15 protein-coding genes are annotated in these 20,422 nt (G+C 74.6%); 8 read left to right on the top strand and 7 right to left on the bottom strand.

The window, feature by feature from the left end; all coding sequences use genetic code 11:
- Nucleotides 1-10 precede the first annotated feature (10 nt).
- A complete protein-coding gene (locus ACZ4UX_RS11040; protein WP_359804817.1) occupies nt 11-847 on the bottom strand; it encodes a DUF1963 domain-containing protein in 837 nt (278 codons plus the stop codon).
- A gap of 111 nt (nt 848-958) precedes the next feature.
- On the opposite strand from ACZ4UX_RS11040, the gene ACZ4UX_RS11035 reads away from it, so the two are divergent.
- On the top strand, nt 959-1,870 hold the full coding sequence (locus ACZ4UX_RS11035; protein WP_465706597.1) for a glutaminase: 912 nt from the start codon (nt 959-961) through the stop codon (nt 1,868-1,870).
- Between the two features lie 210 nt (nt 1,871-2,080).
- Nucleotides 2,081-3,478: a M20/M25/M40 family metallo-hydrolase gene (locus ACZ4UX_RS11030; protein WP_465706401.1), complete on the top strand. Its 1,398-nt coding sequence runs from the start codon at nt 2,081-2,083 to the stop codon at nt 3,476-3,478.
- Nucleotides 3,479-3,500: 22 nt separating this feature from the next.
- Here the strand turns inward: ACZ4UX_RS11030 and ACZ4UX_RS11025 are convergent, their stop codons facing one another.
- The gene (locus ACZ4UX_RS11025) at nt 3,501-4,388 is read right to left on the bottom strand and encodes an NAD-dependent protein deacetylase (RefSeq protein ID WP_465706400.1); all 888 of its coding nucleotides are present in this window, start codon (nt 4,386-4,388) and stop codon (nt 3,501-3,503) included.
- 67 nt (nt 4,389-4,455) lie between these two features.
- Nucleotides 4,456-5,604, bottom strand: coding sequence for a peptidoglycan recognition protein family protein (locus ACZ4UX_RS11020; RefSeq protein WP_465706399.1), 1,149 nt, complete (start codon nt 5,602-5,604; stop codon nt 4,456-4,458).
- Between the two features lie 403 nt (nt 5,605-6,007).
- On the opposite strand from ACZ4UX_RS11020, the gene ACZ4UX_RS11015 reads away from it, so the two are divergent.
- The 3 genes from ACZ4UX_RS11015 to ACZ4UX_RS11005 all read left to right on the top strand — a co-directional run bounded on the left by ACZ4UX_RS11015 (nt 6,008) and on the right by ACZ4UX_RS11005 (nt 8,582).
- A complete protein-coding gene (locus tag ACZ4UX_RS11015; protein ID WP_465706398.1) occupies nt 6,008-7,660 on the top strand; it encodes an AMP-binding protein in 1,653 nt (550 codons plus the stop codon).
- A gap of 127 nt (nt 7,661-7,787) precedes the next feature.
- Nucleotides 7,788-8,159: a PRC-barrel domain containing protein gene (locus ACZ4UX_RS11010; protein WP_329491474.1), complete on the top strand. Its 372-nt coding sequence runs from the start codon at nt 7,788-7,790 to the stop codon at nt 8,157-8,159.
- A 132-nt stretch (nt 8,160-8,291) separates the two neighbouring features.
- Nucleotides 8,292-8,582 carry a WhiB family transcriptional regulator gene (locus tag ACZ4UX_RS11005; protein ID WP_465706397.1) on the top strand — a complete coding sequence of 97 codons (291 nt, stop codon included), beginning with the start codon at nt 8,292-8,294 and terminating at the stop codon, nt 8,580-8,582.
- On the opposite strand, the gene ACZ4UX_RS11000 is transcribed toward ACZ4UX_RS11005, so the two are convergent.
- Nucleotides 8,558-9,514 (bottom strand): GlxA family transcriptional regulator, encoded by a 957-nt coding sequence (locus ACZ4UX_RS11000; protein ID WP_465706396.1) that lies wholly within the window; start codon nt 9,512-9,514, stop codon nt 8,558-8,560. The genes ACZ4UX_RS11005 and ACZ4UX_RS11000 overlap by 25 nt on opposite strands.
- An 80-nt stretch (nt 9,515-9,594) precedes the next feature.
- Between ACZ4UX_RS11000 and ACZ4UX_RS10995 the strand changes: the two genes are divergently transcribed.
- Complete coding sequence (locus ACZ4UX_RS10995; protein WP_465706596.1) at nt 9,595-10,530, top strand: NADP-dependent oxidoreductase; 936 nt, start codon at nt 9,595-9,597, stop codon at nt 10,528-10,530.
- Between the two features lie 160 nt (nt 10,531-10,690).
- Nucleotides 10,691-11,674 (top strand): aldo/keto reductase, encoded by a 984-nt coding sequence (locus ACZ4UX_RS10990; RefSeq protein ID WP_465706395.1) that lies wholly within the window; start codon nt 10,691-10,693, stop codon nt 11,672-11,674.
- Between the two features lie 63 nt (nt 11,675-11,737).
- On the opposite strand, the gene ACZ4UX_RS10985 is transcribed toward ACZ4UX_RS10990, so the two are convergent.
- On the bottom strand, nt 11,738-14,107 hold the full coding sequence (locus ACZ4UX_RS10985) for a HelD family protein (protein WP_465706394.1): 2,370 nt from the start codon (nt 14,105-14,107) through the stop codon (nt 11,738-11,740).
- Nucleotides 14,108-14,806: 699 nt separating this feature from the next.
- Here ACZ4UX_RS10985 and ACZ4UX_RS10980 point away from each other — a divergent pair.
- Nucleotides 14,807-16,171, top strand: coding sequence for an FAD-dependent oxidoreductase (locus ACZ4UX_RS10980; RefSeq protein WP_329491479.1), 1,365 nt, complete (start codon nt 14,807-14,809; stop codon nt 16,169-16,171).
- Nucleotides 16,172-16,232: 61 nt separating this feature from the next.
- Here ACZ4UX_RS10980 and ACZ4UX_RS10975 read toward each other — a convergent pair whose 3' ends face one another.
- Entirely contained in the window at nt 16,233-19,046 is a 2,814-nt protein-coding gene (locus tag ACZ4UX_RS10975; protein WP_465706393.1) for a hypothetical protein, read from the bottom strand.
- A gap of 384 nt (nt 19,047-19,430) precedes the next feature.
- The gene (locus ACZ4UX_RS10970; protein WP_465706392.1) at nt 19,431-20,360 is read right to left on the bottom strand and encodes a SecDF P1 head subdomain-containing protein; all 930 of its coding nucleotides are present in this window, start codon (nt 20,358-20,360) and stop codon (nt 19,431-19,433) included.
- Nucleotides 20,361-20,422: the final 62 nt, after the last annotated feature.

The following is a 20,422-nucleotide window of genomic DNA, read 5'->3' as shown; positions in this document are numbered from 1 at the left end:
CCCGGACCGGTCAGTGCTGGACGGTGACGGCCTCGACCCGGCTGAAGTCGGCGGCGGCCAGGTCCTCGTCGCGGATGACGTAGTAGAGCGGGCACCCGGTGAACTCCGGGCGGCCCGCCGCGAGCAGGATGCGCTCCGGACCGCGGCCGCGCGGCGGCACCACGTACTGGTCCGTCTCCGGATCGGGGCCGAGCAGCACCATCCAGGCACCGTGCCGCGGCGCGACGTCCAGGGCGGCGGACGGCAGCGCGGTCAGCCGGTCCACCGCCTCCTCCGGGAGGTCGACCGGGGGATCGTCGTGGAACCGCACGGCCTGCGCCAGCATGGCCTTGCCGGCGGCGTACAGCGGCGCGGGCGGCCCGGTGAACTCCCACGGCGGGGCGCCCCAGCCGGCCTCGGGATCGGCGAACGCCGGATCGGAGGCCACGTCGTAGGGCGCGGTGCCGTCGGCGGTGGCGTCCGGGAAGTGCAGCACGGTGACGGCGTCCCGGCCGCCGAAGCCGTCGTGGCCGGGGAAGAAGAAGTAGAGCAGGCCGCGGGGCGGCAGCAGGTGGTTGGCGTCCGCGGGCGCGACCTCCGCCAGGTCGATCTGGGCGACGAAGCAGTCCGGCAGCGCGTCCGGCCCCGGCTCCGCCCCCGGCCAGACGAAGCCGGGCGGCACGGCCGGTACGCCGCCGCACCGGGAGAACGGCTCCGGCCCCCGGTGGCCGGCGGGGCGCGGGCCCAGGGCGATGCCGTGCTCGGCCAGCCCCATCAGCTCACCCTCCCAGGGGCCGAGGCCGGCGTCGCCGATCAGCCGTCGAAGCGTCCGGCCGTCGTCGGCGGTCACAGGATTGGGGCGCGTCATGGCGCCACTCTAGAAGCAGCCGCCGACACCCGGGATCGGGGCCCGGCCCCGGCCCCGGGGGCCGGGTCGGCCCAGGCCGGCGGGGTGGCCGACAATGGCAGCGTGAACGACATGGACTACCAGCTGCTCCTCCAGGAGGCGATGGAGGCGGCCCGGCGGGCGCCCGCCCGGGGGCGGGTCGCCGACTACATCCCGGCCCTCGCCCAGGCCGACCCGACGGCCTTCGGGATGGCCATCGCCACCGTGGACGGCGCGGTGTTCGGCGCCGGGGACTGGGAGCACCCGTTCTCGATCCAGTCGGTGTCGAAGCTGTTCACCCTGGCCCTCGCCCTGGCGGACGGCGGCGACGAGCTGTGGCGCGGGGTCGGCCGCGAGCCGTCCGGCAACCCGTTCAACTCGCTGGTCCAGCTGGAGTCCGAGAACGGCATCCCGCGCAACCCCTTCATCAACGCCGGCGCGCTGGTCGTCACCGACCGGCTGCTGAAGCTGACCGGCGACGCCGTCGGCGCGGTCCGGGACTTCCTGCGCGCGGAGTCCGGCAATCCGACCGTCGCGGTGGACGACTCGGTGGCGTCCTCCGAGGCCCAGCACGGCCACCGCAACGCCGCGATGGCGCACTTCATGGCGAGCTACGGCAACCTGCGCAACCCGGTCGACAGCGTGCTCGCGCACTACTACGCGCACTGCGCGATCGAGGCGAGCTGCCGGGACCTCGCGCTGGCCGGGCTCTTCCTCGCCCGGCACGGGACCCGCGCCGACGGCTCGCGGCTGCTGTCGCGCAGCGAGGCCAAGCGGATCAACGCGGTGCTGCTCACCTGCGGCACCTACGACGCGGCAGGGGAGTTCGCCTACCGGGTGGGGCTGCCGGGCAAGAGCGGGGTCGGCGGCGGCGTGCTGGCGGTGCTGCCGGGCCGGGGCACGGTCTGCGTCTGGGGCCCGGGCCTGGACGCGGCCGGGAACTCGGTGCTGGGGGTCGCGGCCCTGGACGCGCTGACGACGGCCACGGGCTGGTCCGTCTTCTGACGCCGGGCACGCCGGGCCCGCCGGATCCGGTCGCACCGCCGGCTCCCGCCGCGTCGCCGGATCCGTGCGCGTCGGCGGATCCGTTCGCGCCGGTGGCCGGAGTGAACGATCGGCCCCGGGAGCGCCCGGTCCTGTGGTACTGATCGACGGGTACCGGTCACCGGGGGAGCGGCCGCCCGCTCGCCCGCCCAGCAGGGAGGAAGCCCCAGCATGGCGCCGCGCACCACCTCGCCCTCACCGCCGCCCGCCCACGGCGCGCCTGACGGCCCGCCGGCGAACGCCCCGACCGGCCCCGGCGGTTCGTCGCCGCGGCCGTGGGACGAGGTGGTCGCCCTGGCGAGCGACCTGATCAGGTTCGACACCACCAACACCGCGGACGCGGGCGGGGTGGGCACCGAACGCCCGGCGGCCGAGTACGTGGCGGCCAAGCTGGCCGAGGTCGGCTACGACGTCACCTACGTCGAGGCCGGCGCCCCGGGCCGGGGCAACGTCGTCGTCCGGCTGCCCGGGGCGGACCGGGAGCGCGGCGCCCTGCTGATCCACGGCCACCTGGACGTCGTCCCGGCGGACCCGGCCGAATGGCGCGTGCACCCGTTCTCGGGGGAGGTCGCCGACGGCTACCTGTGGGGCCGGGGCGCGGTCGACATGAAGGGCATGGTGGCCATGATGCTGGCCGTGGCCCGCGGTCACCGGCGCGACGGCGTCCTGCCGCCGCGCGACCTGGTCTTCGCCTTCGTCTCCGACGAGGAGGCGGGCGGCTTCCAGGGCGCCCGGTGGCTGGTCGACCACCGGCCGGAACTCTTCGAGGGCGTGACCGAGGCGGTCGGCGAGGTCGGCGGATTCTCCGTCAGCTTCGGTGACGCCACCCGGGCCTACCTGATCGGGACGGCGGAGAAGGGGGCGGTCTGGCTGCGCCTCAAGGCGCGGGGCACGGCCGGCCACGCCTCGCTGCTGCACGACGACAACCCGATCGCCAGGCTCGCCGCCGCCGTCACCCGGCTGGAGTCGCACCGGTTCCCCGTCGTCCTCACCCCCGCGGTGCGCGAACTGCTCGAAGGGGCCGCGGAGATCACCGGGGTGCCGTTCGACGAGAACGACCCCGAGGCGGCGCTGGCCCGGTTCGGGCACGCGGCCCGGCTGATCGGGGCCAGCCTGCGCGACACCGCCAACACCACCCGCTTCGATGCCGGCCACAAGGCCAACGTGGTGCCCTCCACCGCCCACGCGGAGATCGACGCGCGGGTGATCCCGGGCCGGGAGGAGGCTTTCCGGGCCGAGGTCGCCGCGCTCCTGGGGCCCGGCATCGAGCAGGAGTGGAACAGCCTGCCGGCCGTCGAGACGGCCTTCGAGGGCCGGCTGGTCGACGCCATGGCGCTGTCGCTGGCGGCCGAGGACCCGGGCTCCCGGGTGCTGCCCTACATGCTGTCCGCCGCCACCGACGCCAAGTCGTTCCAGCGCCTGGGCATCCGCACCTTCGGCTTCGCCCCGCTCCGGCTGCCCCCGGGACTGGACTTCGCCGCCCTGTTCCACGGGGTCGACGAGCGGGTCCCGGTGGAGGCCCTGGAGTTCGGCACGCGCGTCCTGGACCGCTTCCTGCGCCACTGCTGACGCCGGGCGCCCGGGCGCTCCCTCAGGCCGGCGGCGCGGCGGCGAGCCGCTCGGTCAGCGCCGTCAGGGCCGGTCCGAGCGGGAGGTCGACCAGGACGTCGGCGCGGTCGTCGCCGCGCGTCGGGCCCTGGTTCACGATCGCGACGGGCTTCCCGGCCCGGGCGGCGTGCCGCACGAAGCGCAGCCCGGACATGACCGCCAGCGACGAGCCGAGGACGAGCAGCCCGCGCGCCCCGTCGACCAGGTCGAAACAGTGCCGGACGCGCGGCGTGGGCACGCTCTCGCCGAAGAAGACCACATCGGGCTTGAGGATCCCGCCGCACGCCCCGCAGGCCACCACCCGGAAGGACGCCACCAGGGCGTCGGGCAGCTCGACGTCCCCGTCGGCGTTGCGCAGGGCGCCGTCCTCCGGGAAGGCGCCGTTCAGCGCGCGCAGGCGCCGGTCGAGGTCCTCCCGCGCGCTGCCCCGCCCGCAGCCGAGGCAGACCACCCGGTCGAGCCCGCCGTGCAGTTCCACCGCGTCCACGGTGCCGGCCGCCCGGTGCAGGCCGTCCACGTTCTGGGTGATCACCGCCGACACCAGCCCGCGGCGGCGCAGCTCCTCGACGGCCAGGTGCCCGGCGTTGGGGCGGGCCCCGGCGATCGAGCGCCACCCGGCGTGGCTGCGCGCCCAGTAGCGGCGCCGGGCCTCGGGGCTCCCGACGAACTCCTGGTAGGTCATCGGCGTCCGGCGGCGCAGGCTCCCGGTGGGGCCCCGGTAGTCGGGGATGCCCGACTCGGTGGACAGCCCCGCGCCGGTCAGCACCGCCACGCTCCGGCCGGCTAGCAGCCGGGCGACCTCGCCCAGGGCGTCGTCCGTCGGGTCGGTCGCGCCGACCGCCGGCGGTTCGGGCAGCGGATCCAGGGGCATGCCCACAGCCTAGCGACGCGGCCGGGGCGGTGCGGGGGACACCACCGCACCGCCCCGGCCGGCCGGGTCAGTGCCCGGGGGTGGGGACGGCCGCCACGTCGGCGCGCAGCGCCGGAAGGTCGGCGTACATCGTGCCGCCGGGGCAGTCGGTGGCCAGCCAGTCGCGGTGGCCGCTGATCATCTCGACCGGCTTGGTCACGCCGTTGACCGGGTTCACGAAGGTGACGTGCGCCTGGGGGTCCAGGTTGTGCGCGCGGGTCAGCACGGCGAGCAGCGCGGTCAGCGACGTGCGGGCCGGGGCGGTCGGCGCCTGGCCGCTGAGGGTGCCCAGCAGGGCGATGCCGATGTTGCCCGAGTTGAAGCCGGCGGTGTGGAAGGCCGTCACGGCGTTCCCGGCCGCGTCGTGCGCCGGGATGCCGTCGTCGCCCGACCAGCGGCCCTCGTAGATCCGCCCGGCCTCGTCGATCAGGAAGTGGTAGCCGATGTCGCCCCAGTCGTTGGTGATCGCGTGGTACTCGTAGATCGCCCGCACGGTGGCCGCCGGGTCCGGGTCGGCGTTGGCGGTGTCGGTGTGGTGCACCGTCAGGGTCTGCAGCGGGTAGTACTTCGCGGGGGAGTTCTCCACGCCGTTCTTGAAGCGCTTGGACTCGTCGGCGCCCCAAGCCGCGCGGGAGAGGTACTCGACCCCGCAGAAGGTGACGGGCGTCGTCGGGGCGAGCGAGACCGTGCGGGCCGGGCCGTGCACGGTGTCGATGGCGGCGGAGCGGACGTTGGCGGCCCCGTCGGGCAGGCGCAGGTCGTAGCCGGGCGCGCCGTCGGCGGCGATCAGCGCGGTGGCGGTCCCGACCGAGCGGTCGGCGCCGTCCGGGCCGCCCGCGCAGCCGGCGGGCAGCGGCTGCCACGCCCCGCGGGTCGCGTCGTCGCGGTGCAGCCGGATGGCGGCGCCGCGGGCGGGGCCGTCCCAGCTGACGCCGACGTAGCGGATCGGGAAGTCCGCCCGCACGGTGGTGGCCTCGCGGCCCACCGCGGACAGCGCCCGGGTCTCGGGGACGCGGGCCGTCCGGGCGGCGAGCGGCTGGGCCCCACCCGCGCCGGTGCCCGCGGCGTTGCCGGCGGCGGCGGCCGACGCGGCGGGGGTGACGGCGAGCGCGGCGGCGGTGGCACCGATCGCCGTGACGAGGGTGCGCCGGGTGACGGCGGGCTTCGGGTGGGGCATGGGCGGTCCTGTCTCGGGCGTGTGCGGGAACGGAGGGCCCGAGGATCGGCCCCGGATGCAGCGCCCCCCGCTGACAGAAGTTCAGTCAATGCCGAATGTACACAATTGACCGTGTCCATCCTGACGATCCGGGGTGATCTTTGCCCGAAAGTGCAGGTCGGACCGGGGATCGGCGGCCGGGGGCAGCCGCGCCGACCGCCGATCCCCGGCCCGTTCCCCGTGCCGTCGAGGCGGTCCCGGCCCCTCGACCGCGGCGTCGAACCGGCCTGTCCTGCGGTCCCCTCCGACGAGGCGCGAGGGTGACGTCCCGTCACGTCGCGGGCGGGAAGGGGCGATGACGCCGGACGCGGCCTTGCATAGACTCGGTCGCCATTCGTCCGGGCGAGTCCAGGAGAGTCAGCGCATGACCAACCCGTCCCCCAGTTCCGCCGTCGGCACCTCGGCCACACCCCTGCTGGACGACACCATCGGCGCGAGCCTCGACCGCGCGGTCCGCGCCTTTCCCGGCCGCGAGGCCCTGGTCGACCTGCCGTCCGGCCGTCGGTGGACGTACCGGGAGCTGGCCGAGGAGGTGGACCGGGTCGCGCTGGCGCTGCTGGCGCTCGGCGTCGGCCGGGGCGACCGGGTCGGGATCTGGGCGCCGAACTGCGCGGAGTGGGTGTTCACCCAGTACGCCACCGCGCGGATCGGCGCCGTCCTGGTGACCGTCAACCCCGGCTACCGGGCGCACGAACTGGAGTACGTCCTACGGCAGTCGGGCATCCGCACGATCGTGGCCGCGGCCGCCTTCAAGACCTCCGACTACGCGGCCATGCTGGCCGAGACCGCCCCGCGCTGCCCCGCGCTGAAGGACGTCCTGCTGATCGGCTCGCCGGCCTGGACCGACCTGCTCGCCCGGGCCGAGCACGCCGACCGCGGCCCGCTGCACGCCGCCGCCGCGGCGCTGGGCCCGGACGACCCGATCAACATCCAGTACACCTCGGGCACCACGGGCTTCCCGAAGGGCGCGACCCTGTCGCACCGCAACATCCTCAACAACGGCTTCTTCGTGGGCGAGTTGTGCGGCTACGCGGAACACGACCGGATCTGCGTACCGGTGCCGTTCTACCACTGCTTCGGGATGGTGATGGGAAACCTCGCCGCGCTCTCGCACGGCGCCTGCGTGGTGATCCCGGCCGCCGGGTTCGAGCCCGCGACCACCCTGCGCGCGGTGGCCGCCGAGCGCTGCACCTCGCTCTACGGCGTCCCGACCATGTTCATCGCCGAACTCAACGACCCGTCCTTCGCCGAGCACGACCTCTCCACCCTGCGCACCGGGATCATGGCCGGGTCGCCGTGCCCCACCGAGGTGATGAAGCAGGTCGTCGAGCGGATGGGCATGCGCGACGTGTCGATCTGCTACGGCATGACCGAGACCTCCCCGGTGTCCGTCCAGACCCGGACGGAGGACCCGCTGGAGCGCCGGGTCTCCACCGTCGGACGGGTCGGCCCGCACCTCGAAGTGAAGGTCGTCGACCCGCGGACCGGCCGCACCGTGCCCCGCGGCACCCCCGGCGAACTGTGCACCCGCGGCTACTCGGTGATGATCGGCTACTGGGAGCAGCCCGACCGGACCGCCGAAGTCCTGGACGCCGACGGCTGGATACACAGCGGCGACCTCGCGGTGATGGACGAGGAGGGCTACCTCACCATCACCGGGCGGATCAAGGACATGGTCATCCGCGGCGGCGAGAACATCTACCCGCGGGAGGTCGAGGAGTTCCTGCACACCCACCCGGACGTCCTGGACGCCCAGGTCATCGGCGTCCCCGACGCCACGTACGGGGAGGAGCTGATGGCCTGGATCCGGCTGCGCCCCGGCGCCCCCGAGCTGACCGCCGAGGGGCTGCGCGCCTTCTGCGCCGGCCGGATCGCGCACTACAAGATCCCGCGCTACGTGCACCTCGTCGACGAGTTCCCGATGACCGTCACCGGAAAGATCCGGAAGGTCGAGATGCGCGAGCAGGCCGTCGTCCTGCTGAACCTCGCCGCGGCGGCCGCCGAGGGGCACGCCTGACGGACCCTCGGCCCGGATCGGACGGATGTCCGCCCCAAGGGTGTGGAGCGGCGCGTCCGGGGCAGCCGGGGTGCGAGGACGCGCCGCCCGGGAGGGTCCGGGCGGCACCGAGCGGAAGGAATCCGGCATGAGCGACACGAGCGACATCGACATCTGGGCGTTCCGGTCGACCTCCGGCCACGTCGCCGACGGCGATCTGGTCGGCTTTCACGTGGAGGCGACCGACGGGCCGATCGGCAAGGTCGACCGGCACTCGCCGGAGGCCGGCTCGCAGTACCTCGTTGTCGACACCGGCCCGTGGATCTTCGGCCGCCAGGTCCTGCTGCCGGCGGGCACGGTGCTGCGCGTCGAGCAGGACGAGAAGAAGGTCTACGTCGACCGGACGAAGGACGAGATCAAGAACGGCCCGACGTTCGAGCCGATCGGGTACGACGAGGACATCGCCTACCTGGAGACCTTCGGCGCCTACTACGGCCCGTACTACGGCGGGCGGTACTGAGCGCTCCACCGCGCCGCCCGCCCACCCGTCGCCATCCCGAACGAACCGCACGACACGTCTCGGTACCACCCGACACGTCTCGGAACCGCCCGACACCACCCGACAACACTCCGAAGGGACGGAGTCAGCGCCATGACGAACATCGCACATCTGCCCGGGGCCCTCGACCACCGGTGGGACTGGCAGCGGCACGGTGCCTGCCGGTCCGCCGACAGCGGTCTCTTCTTCCACCCGGTCGGCGAACGCGGCGAGGACCACGACTCGCGTGAGAGCGCCGCGAAGGAGGTCTGCGCCGGCTGCCCCGTACGGCGCGAGTGCCTGCGCTACGCCCTGGAGGCGCACGAGCGGTACGGGGTCTGGGGCGGCCTCGGCGAAGGCGATCGCCTGCGCCTGCGGCGTCAGGCCCGGAAGGTGCGCCGGTAGGCGCCCGGCGGCACGCCGATCGCGGAGTGCAGGTGCTGGCGCAGGGACGCGCCGGTACCGAAGCCCACCCGCTCGGCGATCCGGTTGACCGGTAGGTCGCTGCTCTCCAGCAGGTGCCTGGCCAGGTCGACGCGCTGCTGGGTGAGCCACTGGCCCGGGCTCAGCCCCACCTCGGCCCGGAAGCGCCGGGTGAAGGTGCGCCGGCTCATGCCCGCGTGGCCGGCGAGGTCGGTCAGCTGGAGCGGCTCGTGCAGCCGGTCGAGGGCCCACGCCCGGGTGGCGGACGTCCCGGCGTCCGTGCTCTCCGGGACGGGCCGTTGCACGTACTGGGCCTGGCCCCCCTCGCGCTGCGGCGGGACGACGCAGCACCGGGCGACCAGATTGGCGACGGCGCTGCCGTGGTCGGAGCGGATCAGGTGCAGGATCAGGTCGATGCCGGCCGCGGCGCCGGCCGAGGTGAGGATCCGCCCGGTGTCGACGAACAGGACGTCGGGGGCGAGGTCGACCTCCGGGTAGAACCGCCGGAACCGGTCGGCGTGCCGCCAGTGGGTGGCGGCGGCCCGGCCGTCGAGCAGACCGGCCGCGGCGAGCACGAAGGTGGCGATGCAGATCCCGGCGATCCGTGCGTCGGGGCGCAGCAGCGCCAGTGCCTCGGCGACGCGCGGCGGCAGGGAGTCCCGGTCGACGACGTCGGCGAACTCCTCGGAGGCCGGGATCACCAGCGTGTCGGCCCCGGCGAGCGCGCTGCGGTCGTGTTCGACGCTGATGGAGAAGTCGGCGGAGGTACGGACGGGCCGGCCGTCGAGCGAGCAGGTGACCACCTCGTAGAGGGGCCGGCCCTCGGTGTCCGTGGCGGCTCCGAAGAGCCGGGAGGCGAGGCTCAGCTCGAACGGGATGACTCCGTCCAGGGCCAGGACGACGATGCGGTGCATGGCCCAATTCTTGCACAGCATGACCTTCGGGCCGCTATCCGCGCTGGTCGCGGCCGGAGCATCCTGGATGCATGAGCACCATGAAAGCCATCACCCAGTACACCTACGGCGGCAGTGACGTCCTGCGCGAGGTCGAGACCGAGCGCCCGGAGCCCGGTCCGTCGGAGGTCCTCGTCCGCGTCCGGGCCGCGGGCATGAACCCCACCGACTGGAAGCACCGCCAGAACCCCGGTTTCCTCGACCGCCTCCCGCTGGTCCTCGGCTGGGACGTCTCCGGCGTCGTCGAGGCGGTCGGCCCGGGCGTGACGATCCACCGCCCCGGCGACGAGGTCTTCGGGATGCTGCCCTACCCCTACGGCGTCGGCGCGTTCGCCGAGTACGCGGTGGCCCCGGCCCGCGCGCTGGTCCGCAAGCCGGCCGGGGTCGACCACGTCCAGGCGGGCGCGATCCCGCTGGCGGCGCTGACCGCCTGGCAGGTGCTGGTCGACGCGGCGGGCGTCCGGCCCGGCGAGCGCGTCCTGATCCACGCGGCGGCGGGCGGTGTCGGCCACCTCGCCGTGCAGATCGCCAAGACCCGCGGCGCGTACGTGGTCGGCACGGCCAGCGCCCCCAAGCACGCGCTGCTGCGCGAACTGGGCGCCGACGAGCTGATCGACTACCGCACGGAGGACTTCACCCGGATCGCCCCGGTCGACCTCGTCCTGGACACCATCGGCGGCGACACCGCGATCCGCTCGCTGGACACCCTGAAGCCGGGCGGCCGGCTGATCAGCATCGCGCTCGGAGCGCTGCCCGCCGACCTCGCCGAGCAGGCCGCGGCCCGGGGCGTCGAGGCCGTCCCGCTGCTGGTCGAGGCCGACCAGGCCGGTATGCGGGCGATCGCCGGGCTGGTCGAGGCGGGTGAGCTGCGGGCCGTCGTGGAGGCCGTCTTCCCGCTCGCCGACGCCGCCAAGGGGCACGACCTGGGTGACACCGGCCGGGTCACCGGGAAGGTCGTGCTGACCGTCGGCGAGTAGCGCCCGTACGCACCGCCGGCCGTACGCACCGCCGGCCGTACGCGCCGCCGGCCGTACGCACCGCCCGCCCGGCCCGCCCCGACACGTCGGGGCGGGCCGGGCCGGGCGGCCATCGCGCCGCCTCGCCGCCGGCGCGGTGCCCCTGTGAGAGGCTCGCCCCATGGAACAGCGTGTACTCGGCCGCACCGGCCGACCCGTCTCCGTCGTGGGGCTCGGTACCTGGCAGCTCGGCGCGGACTGGGGTGACGTCCGCGAGGAGGACGCGCTCGACGTCCTGGACACCTCCGTCGAGGCCGGCGTCACCCTCTTCGACACCGCCGACGTCTACGGCGACGGCCGCAGCGAGCAGCTGATCGGCCGCTACCTGAAGGGCCGCCCGGACGCCGGGGTCTTCGTCGCCACCAAGTTCGGCCGCCGGGCCGAGCAGCGCCCGGAGCACTACAACCTCGCCAACTTCCGTGCCTGGTCCGACCGTTCCCGCTCCAACCTGGGCGTGGACCGGCTCGACCTGGTGCAGCTGCACTGCCCGCCGACGCCGGTCTACTCCGACGACGAGGTGTACGACGCCCTGGACACCCTGGTCGCCGAGGAGCGGATCGCCGCCTACGGCGTCAGCGTGGAGACCTGCGCGCAGGCGCTGACCGCGATCGCCCGGCCCGGTGTCGCGAGCGTCCAGATCATCCTGAACGCCTTCCGGCTGAAGCCGCTGGAGCTGGTCCTGCCCGCCGCCGCGGCCGCCGGGGTGGGCATCCTGGCCCGCGTGCCGCTCGCCTCGGGGCTGCTCTCCGGCCGCTACACCGCGCGGACCGCGTTCGCCGCGGACGACCACCGCAGCTACAACCGGCACGGCGAGGCCTTCGACCAGGGCGAGACCTTCTCCGGCGTCGACTTCGCGACCGGCGTCGAGGCGGCGGAGGAGTTCGCCGCTCTCGCGCCCGGGGAGGCGACCCCGGCGCAGACCGCCCTGCGCTGGATCATCCAGCAGCCGGGCGTCACGACGGTGATCCCCGGTGCGCGCAACCCCGAGCAGGCCCGGGCGAACGCCGCCGCGGCCGACCTCCCGCCGCTGCCCGGGGCGACCCTCGCCGCCGTCCGGGACCTCTACGACCGCCGGATCCGCGCCCAGGTCCACGAGCGCTGGTGACCTCCCGCCGGTGAGGCGTGTGCCACCCGACCGGGCGGCACACGCCTGCGCGGGAGCCGCGCCTCAGCGGGCCTCCAGGCCCTCCAGCATCGCCGGCAGCTCCCGGCTGTGCACGACCCCGAGGCTCTTCGTCGCACGGGTGAGGGCGACATAGAGGTCGTTCCCGCCGCGGGAGTGCGCCGCGAGGATCTCGTCGGGCTCCACGACGAGGACGGCGTCGAACTCCAGCCCCTTGGACTGCGCCGCCGTCATCAGGACGACCGGCGAGTCCAGCGACGCCGGGCCGTCGGCACGCGCCACACCGGCCAGCCCGGCCAGCTCGTCGACCAGCTCGACCGGGAAGCCGGGGGCGTGCAGAATCGCCATCCGGCGGCCGTCCAGCTCCGCGATCTCCCGCTCGACGACGGCGCGCAGGGCCGCGCCCCGGTTCTCCTCGGGGATCCGCAGGCTCCACGGAACGGTCCCGCCGCCGCGCACCGCGGTCGGGGCGGTGAGCGCCGGGTCGACCGCCCGCAGGACGCCCTCGGTGACCCGCATGATCTCGGCCGGGGTCCGGTAGTTGATGGTGAGTTCCACCGTGCGCCAGCGCCCGGCGGTGTACTCGTCGAGCGCCTCGCCCCAGGAGTTCAGCCCGGCCGGGGCGCCGGTCTGGGCCAGGTCGCCCACGATCGTCATGGACCGGCCGGGGCAGCGGCGGGTCAGCAGCCGCCAGGCCATCGGGGAGAGCTCCTGCGCCTCGTCCACGATGATGTGCCCGAAGCCCCAGGTCCGGTCCTCGGCCGCGCGCTCGGAGAGCGGCCGGAACTCGCCCTCGCCCTGGTACTGGCGCGTCAGCAGCTCCGCGTCGATCTCGGCCAGCCCCGCGCCGAAGTCCTCCAGGACGACCTTGGCGAACTCCAGCCGCTCGGCCTCGGCGGCGGCGTCGGCCCGGCGGGTGACGGCGCTGCCCGGCAGCGGGCCGAGGAGTTCGGCGGCCTCGTCGAGCAGCGGCACGTCGTCGGTGGTCCAGGGAGCGGCCGGCTCGTCCGGACCGGGCCGCTCGCGCAGCAGGGCGGCGCGCTCGGCCTCGGAGAAGTCCGGCATGGCGTCCGCGAGCAGCTGCGGGGAGGCGAACAGCGCGGTGAGCAGCTGCTCCGGACCGAGCAGCGGCCACAGCTTCTCGGCCAGGGCCTGGAAGTCGCGCTCGACGACGAGTGCGTCGGCGAGGTCCACCACGTCGTCCAGCGCCATCTCCCCGCCCCGGTCCCTGGCGATCCGCAGGGCCAGCTCGGAGGAGAGCCGCTCCACCAGGGCGGCCCGGGCCGCGTTGTGGGGCTCGCCGGTCCGGTGCGCGGCGGCGTGCGCCCGCTCGCAGAGCGCCCGGCCGATCACGAGCTCCTCCTGGTGCGGCGAGCTGCGGCCCACGGTGATGGTCCAGGGCTCCTCTTCCTCCGGGAGCTGCCGCAGGCCCTCCAGCGCGGTGGCGAGCACCCGCGCCATCCGGGCGTCGCCCTTCACGGCGGCGGCCTCCGGCGTCTCGGTGTCCGTCCCGGTCACGCCGGGGTAGAGGGCGCCGATGCTGCTCAGCACGACCTCGCTCTCGCCGAGCGCGGGGAGCACCTGGTCGATGTAGCGCAGGAACGTCCTGTTCGGCCCGATGACCAGCACACCGCGCTTGGCCAGGCGGTCGCGGTGGGTGTAGAGGAGGTACGCGGCGCGGTGCAGGGCGACCACGGTCTTGCCGGTGCCCGGGCCGCCCTGGACGACCAGCACGCCGCTCAGCTCGGAGCGGATCACCCGGTCCTGCTCGGCCTGGATGGTCGAGACGATGTCCCCCATCCGGCCGGTCCGGGCCGCGGTCAGCGAGGCGAGCAGGGCGCTCTCCCCGCTGAGGGCGGAGCCGTCCCGGCCCTCCAGGGCACCCATGGCGAAGGCGTCGTCGTCGAAGTCGACGACGGTCCGTCCCTTGGTCCGCAGGTGCCGTCGCCCCGTCACCCCGCCGGGCGCGGCCGGCGTCGCGCGGTAGAACGGCTCCGCGGCCGACGCCCGCCAGTCGGTGAGCAGCGGCTCGTGGTCGTCGTCCGCGAGGGCGATCCGGCCGATGTACTGCCGCTCGCCGTCGGCGGTGTCGAGCCGGCCGAAGCAGAGCCCGTACTCCGCGGCGTACAGCTCCGCCAGCCGGCGGGTGTGGTGGAGCTCCATGGTGTCGCGCTCCAGGCGGGACTGGAGCGTGCCGCCCTGCTCCTGGCGGTGGACCGCGCGCAGCCGGGCCGTCGCGAGTTCGCGCCGGGTCTCCAGCCGGTCGTAGAGCCGGCCGACGTAGGCGTTCTCCGCCCGCAGCTCCCGGGCCCGCCAGTCGTCGGAGGGCAGGGCGGCGCCCGGGTCCGCCCCGGTCCCGGCTCCGGCATCGACACCGGCGGGACGTTCGGACGAGGACGACGACGTGGGGACCATGGCCAGCTCCATTGACTCAGGGGTCCTCGACCGACCGGGCGACCGAGGGTGGCGGTGCGAGGACCGCCGTGTGCGACACGGGAAGGCCCGGGGCCGGCGCCTGCGCTCGGCCGGCGGCCCGGGACGGGGACACTCAGGATAATGATCTTGGGAAACGGCGGACCCGGAAGCCGGTGCCGCCGAGCGCCGCGGGGGCGCGAATCCGGGCCGCTGCGCCTCCATATCCGCAGGTCCCGGCCTCGGCGGACAATTCTGCGGTACGACGGGGGCCTTGCCGCAAGCCCCCCGGTGCGCTATAAGTTGGGAGTGGAAAGGAGTGGGTCGACCTCCTTCCCGTTCATCGTCCGCAGTGGTCGGACACCCCCGTACGAAGCGCGGTGAGCCCGCGTCCCGCCGTGCCCTCCGCTGCCGCCGCGCCGGTGCCGCGCCCGTTCGGACGGGTCGGTCGGGGGCATGCCGGAGTCCCCGGAGCCTCTCACACTCCGCGGCGCGGGTGGGCGGCCCCGGGTGGCGGCCGGGCATCGCGGGCAGCCCCGGGTGGCGGCCGGTGCGGCGGAGCCCGGTACCAGAGGCCTCCGCGCCCCGCCCATAGGTTGGCTCTATGAGGTCATAGCTCCGGACCCCCTACAGCAGTGCAGACTGCAGAGGTTTGCTAACGAACGTCCGTCTGCCGCTCGCCCGTCCGGAGGAACGCCCGCCATGTCCCGCCCGATCCGCATCGCGATCGTCGGAGCCGGCCCCGCCGGCATCTACGCCGCAGACGCCCTGCTCAAGTCCGACGCCGCCCAGGCCCCGGGCGTCTCCATCGACCTGTTCGAGCGGATGCCCGCGCCGTTCGGCCTGATCCGCTACGGCGTCGCTCCCGACCACCCCCGGATCAAGGGCATCGTCACCGCGCTGCACCAGGTCCTGGAGAAGCCCGGCATACGCCTGTTCGGCAACGTCGACTACCCGAACGACCTCACCCTGGACGACCTGCACCGCTTCTACGACGCGGCGGTCTTCGCCACCGGTGCGACGGCCGACCGGGCACTCGACATCCCCGGCGTCGGCCTGGACGGCTCCTACGGCGCCGCCGACTTCGTCTCCTGGTACGACGGGCACCCCGACGTCCCCCGGACGTGGCCGCTGGAGGCCCGCAAGGTCGCCGTGCTCGGCGCGGGCAACGTGGCGCTCGACGTGGCCCGCATCCTCGCCAAGACCGCCGACGAACTGCTCTCCACCGAAATCCCGCCGAACGTCCACGCCGGCCTGACGGCCAACCAGGCGCTGGAGGTGCACGTCTTCGGCCGACGCGGCCCGGCCCAGGCCAAGTTCAGCCCCATGGAGCTGCGGGAGCTCGACCACTCCCCGACCATCGAGGTCGTCGTGGACCCCGAGGACATCGAGTACGACGACGGCTCGATCGCCGAGCGCCGCGCCAGCAAGCACGCCGACATGGTCGCCTCCACCATCGAGAACTGGGCCATTCGCGACGTCGGCGACCGCCCGCACCGCGTCCACCTGCACTTCTTCGAGTCGCCCGTCGAGGTGATCGGCGAGGACGGCCGGGTGAGCGGCCTGCGCACCGAGCGCACCGAACTCGACGGCACCGGCAACGTCCGGGGCACCGGCCGGTTCACCGACTGGGACGTCCAGGCCGTCTACCGCGCCATCGGCTACTACTCCGACGAGCTGCCGAAGGTGCCCTTCGACCCGATCAGCGGCACCGTCCCCAACGAGGCCGGCCGCGTCCTGACCGCCGACGGCTCCCACCTCGCCGCCACCTACGTGACCGGTTGGATCAAGCGCGGCCCCGTCGGTCTGATCGGCCACACCAAGGGCGACGCCAACGAGACCGTCGCCTGCCTGCTGGCCGACCACGCCGCCGGCCGCCTCCCCGGCGCCGTCGCGCCCGAGCCCGACGCGGTGGTGGCCCACCTGCGCGGCCAGGGCGTCCGCTTCACCACCTGGGACGGCTGGAAGGAACTCGACGCGCACGAGCGCGCCCTCGGTGCGGCCGAGGGCCGCGACCGCGTCAAGGTCGTCGATCGCGAGGAGATGCTCCGCCACAGCGGCGCCTGACGCCCCGCCCGGGGCCGGCACGTCTGGGCGCGCGGACCGCGCGCCCCGGCATGCGTACGGGTCAGCCCCAGTTGCCCACGAGCGGGGTGTCGCCGGGGTCGCCGAACCGGACGGCGAACACGATGGTGGCGGGATCGCGGGTGGAGGCGGCGCCGTAGAAGCTCTGGGTGCTGGGCCGGTAGACACCGATGGAGTCGGTGCCGGTGCCGTCCCAGTCGCCCTTGACCGGAATGTCCTTCTGGTCGCCGAAGACGGCACTGTGGTCGGCCGCGGCGGTGCTGTCGTTGCGGTCGCTCAGGTAGAAGCCCCGGGTGCTTGGGCGGTACACCCCGACGGTGGTGGTGCCGTTGCCGCTCCAGTTGCCTACCAGCGGGACGTCGCCGGGGTCGCCGAACCTGAAGCCGGTGGCGACGGTCACGTTGTCGTTGCTGAGCAGGAAGGTCTGGGTGCCGGGCCGGTACACCCCGATGGTGGTGCGTCCCTGCCCGGTCCAGTCGCCGACGACGGGAATGTCGTTCGGCTCGACGAAGTCCGGGGTGACGGTGGTGGTCGTGTCGCCGTCACCGAGCAGGAAGGTCCGGGTGCCGGGGCGGTAGACGCCGACGGTGTCGACGCCGGGCCCGTTCCAGTGGCCGACCAGCGGGACGTCACCGGCGGCACCGAACGGCGCCGAGCCGATGGCCGCCCCGCCGCGGGTGCTCTCGGCGAAGACCGCCGGGCTGCCGGCGCCACCCGGTCGGAAGACGCCGACGGAGGAGGCCGGCCGGGCCGGCGTCGCGTTGATCACAGCTCTTCCGAGTTCCTGCTGGACGCGGACGGTCTGCGGCATCTCGGCGGTGTTGCGCGGGCCGACCCAGCGGAAGTTCAGCACGGCGACGACGCGGGGATCGCTCGCGGCGATCGCGTGGTACTCCCTGTTGGCCGCGGCCATCGTGGCGTCGGTCGCGCTCTCGCAGCCGGCCAGGCCGGCGTTGGTGACGGACTCCGGGAAGAGCAGCAGGTGCTGGTTCGCCGAGAGCTTGGCCTTGGTCCGGGCGAGCCTGTCGAGGACCGCGGAGCGCCCCTGGCAGTAGTCGTCGAAACCGACCACGTCGACCTCGGACGGGATGGTGGCGGCGGGATCCCGGAGGCTGGCGGCGTCCATGGTGAGGACGATCATCTTGTCCGGGAACGCGGCGCGGATCCAGGTGACCGCCGTCTGCACCTGCTCGGGGCTGAGGTGGCGCCAGTAGGGTTCGTCGATCATGTAGATCGCGGAGACCTTGTCGATGTTCGATCCGATGGACGCCGCGAACGTCCTGAGCGCACCCGGCCCGTCGGCCACCAGGCAGGTCGTCCCGTCCTGGAGGTACTCGCCCGCGTCGACGATGCAGGAGGCGGGTCCGCAGGTGTCCAGGAATCCGGTGGCCGGGTCCACGGCGCCGTACTCGTTCATATTGGTCCAGGACGCCACCGCCGCGGTGTGGTCGACCTTGTCCTCGGGCGCCACGACGGCGTAGTACCCGGTGTAGTCCAGGCCGCCGAGCATCGAGACGCGCAGGTCGTCCACCGTGGCCTTCCGGCCGGAGGCGGACTGGTTCGAACCGAAGTAGAGGTAGCCGTCGCGGGGGAGCGGGGCCGGCGTCACGACGGAGAAGGTCCGGCCGTTCACGGTCACACCGGCGCTGTGACCGGAGTCGGTGTCCAGCGTGACGGAGACCCGGTACGCGTCCGCGGCCGGGACGCTCTGCTCGCCGGACCACAGGGCGGTGCCCCCCTGGAACACCTGGAGGCCGCCGTTGGCCCGCACCCGCAGGCCGAGCGCGACCCCCGCCCCCTCCACCCAGCCGGTGCCCTGGGAGGCGCCGCTCACGACCAGCGCGGCCCAGTCGCCGCTGGTCCGGTCGCCCACCGCCGGTGCCAGGGTCGCCTGGACGCTGTACGTCCCGGAGTTGTCGGAGGTCGCGGGCTTGTCGAGGCGGACCGCCGCCGGGCCGTGCGTGAGCGAGAGGGTGTTCGGGTGGGCCGGGTCGTCGACCCGGACCGCGCCCGCCGCAGGGGTGCTCGGCAGCCCGGGGCGGCCGGAGACGGCCGTGTAGCCGGCCGAGACCAGGCTGGGCTGGCGGGCGCTCAGCTCCTCGTTGAGGCCGAAGTCGGCGGTGGCGCCCGGCGCGTTGTCGAAGGTGTCGACGAAGGTCTTCGCACTCGCGGTGGCGCCGGTGTCGACACCGCTCACGGTGAGCCCGTGGCCGTGCCCGTCCCCGAAGGCGGTCCGCTCGTCGGCGTTTCCGAGGTAGGTGCCGAGGTAGACGAACGGGCTGCCCGGCCAGCGGGTCACACCGGCGGGGGCGGGCACGGCGACCGTCGTCCCGTCGACCGTCAGCGTGACCAGCCGGTCGGTGCCGGTGGAGACGGTCAGGCTCACCGCGAAGGCGCCCGCGCCGGGGGCGGTGTGTCCGGTCCAGAACGGTGTCGTGCCACCGTGGAACAGGGCGAGGTCGCCCCGGGAGCTGACGGTGAGGCCGAGGTCGACGTCGCCGTTCGTCACGTAGCCGGTGCTGCGGTGACTGCGGCTGAGGACGATCGAACCCCAGTCGCTGCTGGCGGTGTCGCCCACCACGGGGTCGATGGTGGTGGCGACGGTGTAGCGGCCGTTCGCATCGGCGAGGGCCGGGGCGCCGAGCATCACGGCGGAGGGGCCGGAGGCGAGGACGAGCCTGCCCGGGGCCGACGCGGTGCCGACCTGGGCGGCCGAGCGGCTCGGCGGGGTCGTGGTGTCCCAACTGCCGGAGACCCGGGTGTACGAGACCGGCCGCCCCGCCGTCCCGCCCGTCTGGCGCTCCTTCAGATCGACGTTGAGCCCGTACAGCGGGGCGGAGTTCCGGTTCGGAGCCAACGCGAACGAGTCAGCGAAGCTCCCCGAAGCGGTGAGGCTCGGCGACGCCGACGGGGTGCCACCCGCGGCCGCGGCAGATGTGGCCCCGAGGCCGGCGGGCAACAGCGCCAGTGTCAGCGCCGCCAGGGCGCCGACGAGTTTGGGGCCTGCGCGTTCGGTGCGAATCACTGCGTATCTCCTGGTCACCGGACCGGTTGCACCGTGGTGTGCAGCCGCGGGAGCACTGGCAGTGCGGTCGCGCCAATCCCCCCGCCGGAGATCCTACGGACACGATGTGACATCCCCGTTGCGGGGCGCCGCCGCCGCCCGGGGCGTTCGAGGGCCCGGCCGCGGGCGCCGCCACGCCGACCCGCGGGGTGCGCGGACGGCGGGACGGCACCCGGGTCAGCCGGTCGGGGTGGAGAGCGCGGCCGTGAAATGGGCGGGCAGGCTGCCGGCGGTGAGGGCGGCGGCCAGGTCCTTGGCCTCGTCCTCGGTGAAGGTGCCGCTGATCACGGCCGATCCGCCGGTGATCGCCTCGGCGACGTAGGGGGCCGAGAGGACCGTGCCGTCCACCGTGACGGCCATCTGGTTGGTGGGCTCCGGCTGCGGGGCGATCCTCCCGGTGAGGGCGGCGAAGGCGGTGCCGCCCTGCGGGGTGAAGTCCACCTGGACCTGCCAGCGGCCCACGGTCTGGCTGTCGAGCACCGCCGAGGCCTTCGCGACGTCGGTGCCCTGGAGGGCGGCCGGGGCCAGCGCGTACTTCATCACCACCGGGGCCGCCTTGGTGGCGGTGCCGCAGATCGCCACGGTGGTGCCCGGATCGACGGCGGCGGGGAGGGCGGCGGCCGGTGCGCCGCAGCTCAGCGCGGCGAACCCGGCGGCGAGTTCGGGCGGCACCGTGCCGGTCGGGGCGACGTCCGCCGCGCCGGGGGACGGGGTACCGGCCACCGCCACGGCCAGGACCGGGCGGAAGTCCAGCGCGGCCCGGCGGCCGAGCGCCGCGAGGCGGTCCCCGGCGACCTGTCCGGCGACCGAGAGCCGCAGCGCGGCGGCCGCCGGCTCGACCCGGGCGTCCGGCAGGCCGCGCGCCTCGGCGCGCTCGCGCAGCAGTTCGGCCGCCTGCTTCAGCTGCCCCTCGTCCAACGGGTGGTCGGGGGTGTAGACGGCGACGGTCCGGCCGGTGGGTGTGGCGGTCGACGGGGCGGGCGGCGGACCGGGCCGGGCGTCGCCGCCGGAGGAACACGCGGTGACGGCCGCCCCGGCGAGCAGGAGCGCGGCCGCCGAGAGGAACGCGCGGGGGCGGTGCCGGACCGTCGCGGAGGTGGTTGCCATGGCGTCAGTCTGCCAGCACGGCCGGCACGCCGGGGGCGAACGGCCGGGCGGGCAGCGGGCGT

This window comes from Kitasatospora sp. NPDC028961 (assembly GCF_055564815.1).
This window is presented reverse-complemented; position numbering and strand designations above follow the sequence as displayed.